Annotated in this window: 10 protein-coding genes; all 10 read right to left on the reverse strand. The window is 42.7% G+C overall.

Features of this window, described 5'->3' with window-relative positions; translation table 11 throughout:
- Positions 1–73 precede the first annotated feature (73 nt).
- Entirely contained in the window at positions 74–640 is a 567-nt protein-coding gene (locus tag ISALK_RS07255; protein ID WP_160720704.1) for a glycerol-3-phosphate responsive antiterminator, read from the reverse strand.
- Positions 641–720: 80 nt separating this feature from the next.
- Positions 721–1509 (reverse strand): HAD-IIA family hydrolase, encoded by a 789-nt coding sequence (locus ISALK_RS07260; RefSeq protein ID WP_371723695.1) that lies wholly within the window; start codon positions 1507–1509, stop codon positions 721–723.
- A gap of 237 nt (positions 1510–1746) precedes the next feature.
- Positions 1747–2463 carry a glycerophosphodiester phosphodiesterase gene (locus tag ISALK_RS07265; RefSeq protein ID WP_160720706.1) on the reverse strand — a complete coding sequence of 239 codons (717 nt, stop codon included), beginning with the start codon at positions 2461–2463 and terminating at the stop codon, positions 1747–1749.
- 335 nt (positions 2464–2798) lie between these two features.
- Positions 2799–4082 carry a TRAP transporter large permease gene (locus ISALK_RS07270; protein WP_160720708.1) on the reverse strand — a complete coding sequence of 428 codons (1284 nt, stop codon included), beginning with the start codon at positions 4080–4082 and terminating at the stop codon, positions 2799–2801.
- Positions 4083–4191: 109 nt separating this feature from the next.
- Positions 4192–4704, reverse strand: a complete 513-nt coding sequence (locus ISALK_RS07275) for a TRAP transporter small permease (protein WP_236660312.1) — start codon at positions 4702–4704, stop codon at positions 4192–4194.
- A 98-nt stretch (positions 4705–4802) separates the two neighbouring features.
- Positions 4803–5831, reverse strand: a complete 1029-nt coding sequence (locus ISALK_RS07280) for a C4-dicarboxylate TRAP transporter substrate-binding protein (protein WP_245394411.1) — start codon at positions 5829–5831, stop codon at positions 4803–4805.
- A 317-nt stretch (positions 5832–6148) separates the two neighbouring features.
- Positions 6149–6541 carry a DUF8042 domain-containing protein gene (locus tag ISALK_RS07285; RefSeq protein WP_160720710.1) on the reverse strand — a complete coding sequence of 131 codons (393 nt, stop codon included), beginning with the start codon at positions 6539–6541 and terminating at the stop codon, positions 6149–6151.
- Positions 6542–6829: 288 nt separating this feature from the next.
- Positions 6830–8635 carry a bifunctional diguanylate cyclase/phosphodiesterase gene (locus tag ISALK_RS07290; RefSeq protein WP_160720712.1) on the reverse strand — a complete coding sequence of 602 codons (1806 nt, stop codon included), beginning with the start codon at positions 8633–8635 and terminating at the stop codon, positions 6830–6832.
- A gap of 199 nt (positions 8636–8834) precedes the next feature.
- Positions 8835–9254 (reverse strand): cytochrome b5 domain-containing protein, encoded by a 420-nt coding sequence (locus ISALK_RS15055; protein WP_236660313.1) that lies wholly within the window; start codon positions 9252–9254, stop codon positions 8835–8837.
- Between the two features lie 522 nt (positions 9255–9776).
- On the reverse strand, positions 9777–12017 hold the full coding sequence (locus ISALK_RS07300) for a sugar-transfer associated ATP-grasp domain-containing protein (protein ID WP_160720714.1): 2241 nt from the start codon (positions 12015–12017) through the stop codon (positions 9777–9779).
- Positions 12018–12488: the final 471 nt, after the last annotated feature.

Raw genomic sequence — 12488 nt, forward strand, 5'->3', positions numbered from 1 at the left:
TAAAAAGGGGTTTTGATACCATCCTTTTACTGTACAGGATTCTTGCAAAAGTGATTCTTGCAAAAGTGGTTTTCTATAAATCCCACAGACGGGCCTTCCCCGTGGATGCGGCAATGGCGCCGGCCTCCAGAGCTTCCATGATGTCCTGTTTCGTGCTGATTAAGCCTCCGGCGATGATCGGTATGGATAGCTCCTTCGTAATCCGCTTGATGATCGTAGGCATCACCCCGGGCATAACCTCGATCATATCCGGTTTATTGGCTTTCACACTGACCAGAGCGGTTTCATAGGATTTGTTATCGATCAGAAAAAAACGTTGAATCGTAAAGATGCCGCACTGTTTGGCGTGTTTAATATGACTGTTCCGGGTACTGATGATCCCATCGGGCTTCAGGGTGGTAGCCACATATTCCACAGCCTTCTGGTCCCGTCCGATCCCATCTAAAAAGTCCATATGAATGACGGCCAGTTTCCCCGAGTTTCGGATTTTTACCACCATCTCCTCCGCGTTCATGATATCGGCGCACATTAAAATAATCATGCCCACGTTGGAATTTACGGCGGCGTCCACATCTCCGATATTTTGCACCGCAGCGATTACCGGATTACTTTCGATGTGATTGTAGATGTTCTCCTTCATTTGATCATCCCTTTGTGAGTAAGTTTATATAAACATTATATCTTCCCTCGGGAAAAAAACAAGGGCCGGTGTACTGGACTTTACAGACCTTCCATCATTTCTTTTACCGAGGGGTAGGCGAAGGTTGCCCGAATGGGGCTTGCTCCGTAGTCCTCCTTTTTCGTCTCTCCGGAGAAAACGATGGCCGAGGCGATGCCGGCGTTGTTACCGGTTTGAACATCGGTGTATAATCGATCCCCCACCATAACCATATCCTCTTTCTCCCTACCGAATTTTAGAGCGACGCTCTCCACTACCTGTTTGTTGGGCTTTCCCATAACCTTCGGGGTCTTTCCCGTGGCCGCCTCAATCATCGCCGCCATGGCCCCGGCATCGGGCATAAACTCGTTGTTGGGCAGGGGGCAGACAAAGTCGGGATGGGTGGCAATGTAGTCCACGCCCCGGGCAATGTACTCGCAGGCGCCCCAGATCTTTTCATAGGTCAGGGTGGTATCGAAGCCCAGAACCACGTAGTCCACCTTCTTTTTTCGCTGTTTTTCGATCACAAATCCCGCCCGGATAAATTCCTCTTCCAGGGCCTCGGTTCCCAGAAGGTATACCCTGGCTCCCGGTTTTTCCTTTTCAAGATACAGGGTGGTAGCTTCCCCGGAGGTAAAGACCTCATCCTCCGTGGCTTCAATCCCCAGACCCCTGAGCTTTTTTACATAAGCTTTTGCACTTTTGGAAGAATTATTGGTCAGAAAAACGTAGTCCTTGCCCCGGCTTTTTAAGGCGGCTAAAAACTCCTTGGCCCCATCAATCAGTTCATCCCCTAAATAAATGGTTCCGTCCATATCTAAAAGAAACAGATTTTTCTCTTGTAAGGTCACGGTATTTGTCCTCCTTTTTCCGGTGAAACTTCCCCAGTGAAATTTTCCCAGTTGAATTTATTCGGTGAGACTTAATCGGTGCAACTTATTCGGTGCAACTTATTCACTGCAATTTATTCGGTGAAACTTATTTGGTGAAACTTAATTGGCGCGACTTTCCCATCGCAACTTTTTAATCGAAGTCTTTCCTCGGTCTTTTTCGAAAAACCACAGAGGATCCTGCCCCCTGTGGCTTCTTTATTTCAGATGCCTAATCATATACGAGGGATAATTGGTGATAATTCCGTCAACCCCTATTGCCTGTAGACGCGTAGCATGTTTCAGGTCATTTACTGTCCAGGAATACACCGCTAATCCCCTTTTTTTCGCGGCGGCCACAAGGTCTTTATCAATATAATCCTTGGACGGATGAAAACTCTTTATGTGCTTTCCATCATACTCTGTTTCGGGGAGTTCCGCAAGGTATCCCTCGAACATCATAGCCGAGTCCATCCCGCCACTGATCTCCATAAACTTTTTGATACGAAGATTGTTAAAGGAGGAAACCAGGGTGTTCTCCCTGCGCTTACAATCCTCAATTACCCGAAACACTTCCCTTTCTATCGGCCGATGATCATAGCCTTGAATTTTTATCTCCATGTTCAGCAGTAAGTCCTTGGGAAAGTGCCGGAAAACCTCCTTCAGGGTGGGGACCGTTTCCCCTTTAAACTCCGGGGAGAACCAGTTTCCTGCATCAAGCTCTTTAATCTCCTGCAACGTAAGGTTCTTTACCTCTCCGGTTCCGCTGGTAGTCCGGTCAACGGTCCAGTCATGGATTACCACAACCTCCCGGTCCTTCGTTAGCTGCACATCAAATTCAATTCCATCACATCCCTGCCGATAGGCAAGATCCATAGAGGCCAGGGTGTTTTCCGGGGCATAACCCGCGGCGCCTCGATGCCCGATAATTATCACAGTATCCATCCTCTCTGTTGCGATCATTAGTATTTCCATACCGTTTTTGCATACTTGTATTACACTGTAGCTTGTTACTACGACTTTATACTATTGTTTGCGTCACTATTTTACATTGTTAGTTTGCCCTACTATTTTGCATTGTCAATTTGCATTGTTATTTTGCACTGCTATTTTGCCTTACTATTTTGCCCTACTATTTTGCTCTACTATTTTGCGTCACTATTTTGCCCTACTATTTTGCGTCACTATTTTGCATTGTTAGTGTGCGTTACTATTTAGCATTGCCATTTTGCTTTATTGTTTTGCACTAATTTTTTCACACTACCGTCCCCTTAGTAAACCAGGTTTGGCAAGAACATTATCAGCCCCGGCCAGTAGGTCACAATAATCAAAGCGATGATCAAAGCAATAATAAAGGGGTAAATTTCCCTTATAAAATCCAGCAAAGGAATGTTGGTTATGCTACAGGTGGTAAACATCATGGACCCGAAGGGAGGGGTGATCCCGCCGATCATAATATTTACGATGACGATAACCCCAAAGTGAATGGGATCTACGCCCATGGGCACCACGACGGGTACCAATAACGGCGCTAAGATAATTAAGGCGGCGCCCCCTTCCAGGAACATTCCCAGGAAGAGCAGCAACACATTAATAACCATCAGCATCAAAATTTTGTTCTGGGTAATATCTAAGAGACCGGAAGATATGGCCTGGGGAATTTGCTCCCAACTCATATAATAACCGAAGACCGAAGCCGCTACAATAATCAGCATTACGGAACTGGTTCCATACACGGTGTCCTTAATGATTTGGGGAAAATGCTTGATTTTCAACTCCTTATAGATGAAAAAGCCCACCAAAGTACAGAAAAGCACCGCAATGGCTCCGGCTTCTGTGGGGGTGAACATGCCGATTCGAAGCCCTGCAATGATTCCGAAGGGCAAAAACAAGGCCCAGATCGATTCCACGAACTGCTTTAAAATCTCTAGGAGGGTTGCCCGCTTTGCCCGGGAGGGTTTATAATTTCTTCGTTTCGATATAATGCCAACGGTGAGCATTAATGCTGCCATCATAATCAGCGCGGGAACGTAGCCCGCAACAAACATTCTACCCACACTTACATTGGCAATCAGAGCATAAATAATCAGGTTGATTCCCGGGGGAATCACCGGTGCGATGGAGGAAGAAGCTGCGGTGATCGCCGCGGAAAAAGACCGGCTAAAACCTCTTTTCTCCATTTCCGGCACCATAATCTTTGACTGCATGGCCGCATCCGCATTGGCGGATCCGGAAATTCCTCCCATTAAGGTGGAGAGTACCACGTTTACCTGGGCCAAGCCTCCGGTAAGATGACCGGTTAACACATCCGCCATCTTCATCAGTTTGGAACTGATCCCCGAGTAATTCATAATCGTTCCCGCCATAATGAAAAAGGGAATGGCCAACAGGGGAAAGGAAGCCGTGCTGGTGATAAAGTTCTGTAAAATCAGATCCGGCGGACTCCCTGTGTTCATAAACACAAAGTAGCTAAGCGCCGCAGCCAGTAATGCGAAGGCAATGGGTATGCCGGTAAAGTATAATAAAAAAACTACTGCCACTGGTAAATAAGACATTTCTATAATCACTCCTACCTAAAGGTCTATTATACTAGCCAAGAGGACTCCCTCCTCAAAACCCCACTTCGAAATTCGAAAAATTAAGTGGTGTAAGTTGTGGGAGTCTTCATTTCAGATCAACACTCTCTATTTGCTCCAAGTCTTTGCTAACTTCCTCCTTCTTCATCACCATCTTGATATTCGATACCAAAAATATAAGGGAATGGATGGTCATAAGCCCAAAGCCTACTAATACCGCACTGCTGACATAGGCCGAAGAAATTCCCAGCACCGGGGTGGGCTTTCCGAAGGATTCCTGAACGAAAGTCAAGGATAAAAGGGTAATGTACCCGTTTATTATCAACATCATAAGATTCACAAAGGATCGAACATATTTTTTAACTTTCATCGGGGCCACCTTGGTTAAAAGATCGATCCCGATATGCATATTGTGTTTATAACAGGCACTGGCTCCGATAAAGACACTCCATACAAAACTATATGTAGCCACTTCCTCCGCCCAGTAAAATCCGGTGTTAAAAAAGTACCGCATAATCACTCTCGAAATAACGATTAAAATGGTAATACTAATAAAGGTTCCGCTTACAATTTCTTCAAAATTTCTAATAAACTTTTTCAAGCTCTTCACCACTCCTTAAAAAAGATAAAGCGGGAACTGTTTCAAGACCGCATACACAATTCCCACTTGTCTTTCAATCCTCCATTACCTCGGATTCTTTAGTTACCCTGTCGAATCTCTTCTAATTCCTCTTGAAGCATATCAAAGATTCCCGGTGTAAGTCCCGGAAACTCATCGTAGATATGAGCCGTCGCCTCTACAAAGGCTTCCGTATCCACTTCATTAAACTCCACACCATGACCCTCAAGCTCCGCTACCACATCCGCGTGCTCATTTTCAAGGATCTCCACCATTTCAACCGCACCGTAATCAAATTCCTCTTGAATAATTACCTGGTATTCTTCAGGAATGCTGTCCCACACATCTGTAGAGATGTATACGCCGGCGGCACCTAAAAAGTGTCGGGTTAAGGCCACGTTTTGTTTCACTTCGTAAATGCTGTTTCCGATATTGGTAAATTCCGATCCTTCAATACCGTCTACAACCCCTTGCTGCATAGCAGAGATGGTCTCTCCCCAAGGCAGAGGATCTGCAATCGCCCCCATGGCGTTTAAGGTATCTACGAACAGTTGACTTCCCGGCACTCGAATTCGAAGTCCTTCCAAGTCTTCCGGGGTTTCAATTACTTCGTCGGTAATAACGTTTCTAAATCCGAATACATAGTCCAAGGAAAGAATTTTAATGCCCTCTTCCTCCGCTTTTTCCTTCATATCCGCTACCAGTTCGGTATCCGTCATCTGCACATACTCATCATAGGAGTTATAAAGCATAGGCCCTACCATAGCGGTAAAGTCCGGTACATAATCTCCGATGTAGGAAGGGTCCTCTACGGAAATAAAGTCCGCTCCACGAACCACCTGCTCAACGCCGTCTTTGTACACCGCAATTTGACCTTGAGGGAAGGTTTGGATGTCAATGGCTCCATCGGTTTCCTCCCGAATTCGGTCCGCTACTAAATCCATGGATTTCGTTAACTGTTCTTCCGGGGAAAATACGTGACTCAGTCGTAAGGTCAGTTCAAAATCTTCCGCCTCGGCGGTTTCATCGTCGCCACACCCTACAAAAGCTAGCATTGCAACGATCATTACTACAATTCCTGCCAAAACTTTCTTGTTCCGTTTTTTCATTATCTTTCCTCCTTATAATTTGAATAAATCCTTTAATTCGCGCAAAAAAACATCAACTATAAAACACCAGAAGCAAAGCTCGCTGTGTGTTAATATAGTTGACACTCCGGATCTCCTGTCATAACTATAGGTATGTATGGGTTTTTCTGCACTAAAACAATAGTATCACAGGGGTATTATTAAGTAAAGGAGTTTATGCAATGTTAAGATATTTTAACAATACCCATCCATCCTTTGATTTGACTAAGTTTTAACGATGTCGGGCTAAGTTTCAACGATCTGCAAAAGTAGCTTTCAACAAGCCCTGGCCGCCGCCCTTAGGAGGCAGTCAGGGGTCGCAGATTTTCTTCCAGCTCCTCTTTCCACTGGATAAAGGCAGGATATAAAGAATCCTCCATCAATGCATGGGCCTCAGCGCCTTGGTTGTTTTCATACTCCTCCACCATTTCAGCGAAGGCTTCTTTCAGGCGGTCATGCTTTTTCATATATCCCGGGGCTTCCAGCTTATTCAACAGGGGCAGGATGGATTCCTCCACCCCTTCAAAGGCTTCGATTACGTTTCCGAGCATCCCGATGCAGGCCTCCGACTGTCCTTTCTGTAGCTTTTCCCGGGTGTAGTCCATTCCCTGCTCCATGGTGGATAGCAGTTCTAATACATGGTTCAATACGGCGATTTCTTCGTTGTTAAAGTTTTCAATTCGTGGGTCCATCAACACACCTGCTTTCTGAATTATTTGCCCTTCGTTTATCTTCCGGGTATAGGCTAGGCGGCTACCCTATTATAGGCACCGGGTTTATCCAGTTAATTAATACTTAGGGTTCCATAGCTAATGCATGCAACGGGTTTATATAGTAAATACATGGAGCGATACTATGCAGTCATTACATACACCGGGTTTATCCAGTCAATACAAATACTTGCTATCTGTTATAATTCTTGACAGTGGGAAATACTACGCTAATTCGGCCTTTCCCTATTTTAGTAGAAATCCACTCCATTACTGGGTTGTAGACAATGAGGTGTGACTCAAATACCTCCGTCCCCTTATGCTTTTCTCTGGACGGCCGTGGAGGTAGCCCTGGATGTAGTTGCAATGCATTTTTTCGAGGATCACCTGCTGGGTTTCCCGTTCCACCCCTTCGGCGATAACCTCGGTTTCCAGGTTATGGCAGAGGGTGATGATGGCCTTTACGATAAACTGCTGCCGTTCGCTGCAGTCGATGTCGTTGATAAAACTTCGGTCTAGCTTTACCCGATCAAAGGGAAGCTGATTCAGATAGTTTAGGGAGGAGTAGCCGGTGCCGAAATCGTCTAAGGCCAGGCGATATCCGAGGGCTTTTAGTTGCTCTAACACTTCCACCGCCCGATTCATGCAGTTCATCACCGCGGTTTCCGTGATTTCTAACTCGATTTCCTCGGGGAAAATTTCGTAGCGCCGACCCAAATCCCTCAGGGTCTCAATCAGGTTGATTTCGATCAATCCCCGTCCAGAAAGGTTAATGGAGATAAACTCCGGCATCACTTCTTCCTTTTTCCACTGAGCGCATTGCCGGTGGACCTCCTCTAATATCCAGCGTTCAATAGCCACAATTTGCTTTGACTCCTCGGCCACAGGAATGAACTCTCCCGGGGACACAAAGCCCCGAAAGGGATGGTTCCATCGAATGAGGGCCTCTAGGCCTTGAATCATACCCTGAGGAACCTCCACAATGGGCTGATAGACCATATGAAACTCCTCGTTCTCAATCCCTTTTTTGATCTGCTGCATCTGATCAATCAAGCGGTAAGCCTTTTCGCTCATCTCTTCCTTATAAAACATGCATTGATTTTTGCCGTTTTTCTTCGCACTATAAAGGGCAATGTTGGCCCGCTGAATTAAGGAATCATAATCCATACCATTCTTCGGATAAATGGCCACCCCCACCGTGCAGGTCAGGGACAGATCCTTTGCTCTTCCGAACTTGGTCTTTCCGAAGGTTTTAATATACCTTTGAATTTTTTCCCGAAGAACAGCCTCATTCCAGTAATTTTCCAGAATGATAACAAATTCATCGGCACTGACCCGGGCTACAAATACTTTAGACCCCAGCACTACCCGAAGAAAATCCGCCATCTCCCGAAGCACTTGATTGCCCTCTTCATAGCCTCGGGTGTTGTTAATGTAGCTGAAATGATCGATATCCACATAGATAAATGCAAGGGAGGTTTCCTCCCAACTTTCGTAGCCGTTTATGATGTCGGTAAAATGGTTTCTCGCCTTCTGTCCATTGGGGAGTTCTGTTAAGGCATCGTAATAAGCCATTTTAAAGAGCTTATCATTCAGCTCCACCTGCTGGGTGATATCCGTATGGGATCCTGCCAGTTGGATAATGTTCCCCTCTTCGTCGGTTTTTCCCACCCCCCGGCTGTAAATCCAGTGGTATTTATCATTCTTTCCCTTTATCCGGAAGGTGTTCTCATAAATCCCCTCGCCGTGTTTTAAAAAGCTTTCAATATTTTCATTTACCAAGGCAATGTCCTCGGGATGTATTAAATCCTTCCAACTGTCCACAGACTCCTCCCCCAGCTTGATTTCCTTAGGGATGATTTCCATATCCTGAAACGTCACCTGGTAAATATCTTTTTTCAAATCCCAAAACCATAAGCCATCCTTGGCTCCTTCTAGCATCATCTTAAATGCATGGTAATCCTTTACCCATTGTTTTTTCAAAGTATCTACGACCTTTCTGCCTTCGCCCCGGGGCTTATTGTGTTTTATACCGGCTGATTTCAAGGAACCTTTTGCAGTTTTCCATTTTATCACTTTCCATAACTCCAAGCAATGAAACGTCTAGCACATTTGCCTTTGAAAGGGAATCCAATCAGGTCTTAAATGTTATCAATTATTATCGACACTATCCGACAAAATCTTTAGCTTTTCGAAGAAATTCCTTCACGTTTAGGACACTTTCCCATAAAAAAAACCCCTTTTCAGAGGCCTTTTTCCTAACTGCAACTAATAACTACTCTTCAATTCTTCCGATGGCTTCAAAACGATCCAGCACACTTCTACCATGGGGAGAGTCACCCAATATCTCATCAGTTAAGTCTTGACCCGCCTGGTTGCCGTTATGATTTCCTCCCTCCCATCGAGGGGAATCCGTAACATCGTACACGATGCCCTCTACCAAAACATAGGCATTAGCGCCGTCCCGACCGTCATTATCCGACAGCTCTTCCAGGGTCATCACTGGAAGGTCTTCTTCCGCGGCCTCATCCTCCACAGCTTCATCCTCACCGGGTTCTTCTGCACCGTTTTCTTCTGCACCGTTTTCTTCTCCGTTCTCATATCCATACCCACCGTTATCACCATTTCCGCAAGCAGATAATACCAATACCATCATTAGTACCAATAATAAAACAATGATCCTTCTTTTTTTCATGGTAAACTCCTCCTTCGATTTATTCAATCAATAGTATTTTTTATATTTAATTGATATTTACCCCGAGGAAGGGATTTGTAACAGAGCCTTAAGTTTTATCTAGCAAAAACCTCGGGAGTCAACCATGATCCCTCTGCAATTTCCATAGCGGCCTTTGGCGGAAACTCCACCACCTTCCTTCCGGAGTCGGCCATAATAATCGAAAAACTTTTGGTCCCGGTTCTTCCCTCAGTTCCATAAGAAATCTGGGAATCCTAGTGGCTACCATTTTTTCTAAGGCGTCATGGTGTTTTGCACACTGGCCTTAGCAATGTTTCGGTTTCCGAAGCAGTTCGAGTTTTCCAAATTTCCTATTGCACTTTGGCAAAACTTTAGCATAATTAACTGCCTAAAAAAATCGGAAGTAAAAAAATCAAAGGAGTGATACAATGTCAAAGGGTGAAAATTCTATGATCATCCTTTTCTCGCTGGTTTTTCACATGTTCAAGTACGTCTTCTGTTATATTTCCAAAAACGTATTTCTTAATTATTTATATTTTCTTTCTTATTTTTCATGTATTCCAGTAATTCTTCTGTAAATTCTCCAAAAAAAGGTGTTTCAGACCTCATCTGATACGCCCATAAATTCCCCCAAAAGTTTAGTTCAAGAAAAATTGGTTGACCATCTACGCCAACAACGATATCCCAACAAATATAATCATGATGAAGGACCTCTTTATGTAGATCCCTAACAAACTTTTTAAATTGTTCATAATTAGGTACTTTTGCATGGTCAGCAAAACAGTAATTTGTTGTTGGATGATGGGTATAAACATTAGCTTTTTTATCCATAGCGTAATTTAAAAACTCCCCAGAATTACTAATACCACAACTCACTGCCCCAGAAGCATCATTATCCTTTATATCATTTCCTGCTCCAAATCGAGCAACTGTTAAAAGATTTTTTATTTCATGTTTCCATCGATAGGTTACCATTCTCAATGTATTCACAGAAGCTGGGTGGGGTTTCGCCATTACTGAATGCTGTTCAACTACTTCTTGAATAATAAAATCGGATCCCCATTCCTTTTCAATCTCTGCCATTTTTACGATTTTCCCTCCAAGATATATATGTCCACCTTGAATCACTAGTTTGGCTATCCCTATTCCATCGTTAGTAGTACTAGGCTTTATGATCAAATCTTTCTTAGAAGCTGTTACTATTTTATAAGCTTCTTCTTGGTCAAGGCAATTATTGCTAGCATCAAAGTATTTGCTACAAACCCTTTTTAATACATTTTTAGGGGACCGGGATGTGGGTATCAATTTATCATAGATGTTTTTATCTCTGTAACCAATGCTTTCCATTCCTTTATGGTTTGAAAGTGGTATAATTTCTCCTCTCATTATCCTATGAGGAATTAACCTAGGTTCTTTCTTCCCCGTAAGATTCATATAAGCTAGATGGAATCCAGGATCAATCTTTCTATTGTAATGTTTTTGCCAGTATTCCTTAACACCATTAACAAAAGCCTCATCTGTTTTATTTAGTAACCCTGCATTATAAAACTTTACATTAAGACGATCTTTAAGATTAACACCAAGCTTTTTAAATGCTTCTTCTTTTTCTGGATCTAGGTTGTCACATAATAAATCTGCTTCTATGGCTCTTTCCCTACCATTATTAGTAAAAAACGAGGTGAATACCTGCTTTGCCACTTCCCGAGTATACTTTTTACTCTTGACCATTCCCCACTTATTAATGTCTTTAATATCCACAACTTTTGGTGCATTTTTCTCATTCAACAAGTGACAACGTATTTTTTTATATCCTCCCACAGCAAGTGCCGCTACCCGGTGATGTCCTTCGCATACGACAAAACGATAATCTTCTTTTGATTTAAGCAAGTAGCCTTTGATATAATCATTGCTGAATGTCTCAGGATGATACCCTATTTCCTGTACTAGTTTATAGTGATTCCACAAACCCTCTCTCGTTACATCTCCGACCTTATCGGTACAGAGGCCAAAGAAAGGATATTCCCTTACTTTTATCTGATTATATCTTTTAGAAAATGCATAATCCCCCCAGGGCATACTAATCCAAGAGTGAGCTATCGGTTCTAAATTTTTCCTTATTTCTCCAAAGAGCACTTCTTGTAAATTCTTTGGTCGAAATAATCTGAAAAAATTGTATAGGGCTGATCCTATATATTTTGATTCCGGATTTTCGATCCTTTCTCTGATCGTTTCTATATAGGGGTTCCATCCTTTTTTACCATAGTTGAAATTATAAAAATCTACGCATTTATCAATCTCCACATCCAGAACCAAAGAGTCTTTTGTTGCCTCTTTTCCAACGGGATACTTGTTTACTGGCTCGTCTTCTTTATTTTCAAACGCCTTTACACGTGCGTTGAGTAGATCTTTCAGGCTTTTAATTGCAGTTTCCGCCTCATTCTTTTCTTTATTATTCCCGGTTAAATAGTAGGCTTTTGTGTAGAGATCTAATGCGTACAAGGATCTATCTTGTCCCTCTACTAAAAAAGCAAGGTTCATAACCATATCAAAGTTACCAGGATGTAATTCTATACCTTCCAACAGTATTTTTTCCGCCTTATCCTGTTCTCCTTGCCCAACCTTAATCATACTTTTAAGATTGAAAATATCCGGATCATCTTGTTGTGCTTCCTCATATTTTCGAAGTATTTTTTCGGCTTCCTTTATGTTTCCTTGATGAATAAATTTCAAAATGCCATCTTTAATTTTTCTTTCTCTTTCCATTTTTTCACCCCTAATAAATTTATTATGTAGATTCTAAACTTTTTAATGCACATTCCAATATTAAATCAGTTTCTGATACAAATTCTGTAAGTGTATATCAGGAAAATGAGGTCTGATCTCTTATATGTTACTATGTATTAAATATTCAATCATAATACGCTAAATATACCGACTGGATACCGATTAAAAAGCATTAACATCAAGACTAAGCTGTCGCTTACTTTCTCTTTCCGTTTATTGACCCACAAACCCAATAAAAAAAGGTATGCCCTTTTAAAAGCATTCAGCCTCAAAAAAATTCTAAGGACGAAGTGCATATAGGTCTAGATGAATTAGTTTGCTTATTCTTTTATTAATGGTCATCATATTTAAAAGAGCCAGAGGAAATAATCCCCTGACCCTTTTTTAGCTTTTTCACAATTAACTTAACCTAGGATGTATAAGCTAATCCGTTTAAAAGACTGATGTTTT

This window comes from Isachenkonia alkalipeptolytica, from assembly GCF_009910325.1.
Classification (GTDB): domain Bacteria; phylum Bacillota; class Clostridia; order Peptostreptococcales; family T1SED10-28; genus Isachenkonia; species Isachenkonia alkalipeptolytica.

Bases quoted from the DNA above. Each gene is read 5' to 3' on its own strand.
- ISALK_RS07285 (WP_160720710.1), bottom strand. From the start codon at position 6,541: ATGGACCCACGAATTGAAAACTTTAACAACGAAGAAATCGCCGTATTG.
- ISALK_RS07300 (WP_160720714.1), bottom strand. From the start codon at position 12,017: ATGGAAAGAGAAAGAAAAATTAAAGATGGCATTTTGAAATTTATTCAT.
- ISALK_RS07280 (WP_245394411.1), bottom strand. From the start codon at position 5,831: ATGAAAAAACGGAACAAGAAAGTTTTGGCAGGAATTGTAGTAATGATC.
- ISALK_RS15055 (WP_236660313.1), bottom strand. From the start codon at position 9,254: ATGAAAAAAAGAAGGATCATTGTTTTATTATTGGTACTAATGATGGTA.
- ISALK_RS07270 (WP_160720708.1), bottom strand. From the start codon at position 4,082: ATGTCTTATTTACCAGTGGCAGTAGTTTTTTTATTATACTTTACCGGC.
- ISALK_RS07255 (WP_160720704.1), bottom strand. From the start codon at position 640: ATGAAGGAGAACATCTACAATCACATCGAAAGTAATCCGGTAATCGCT.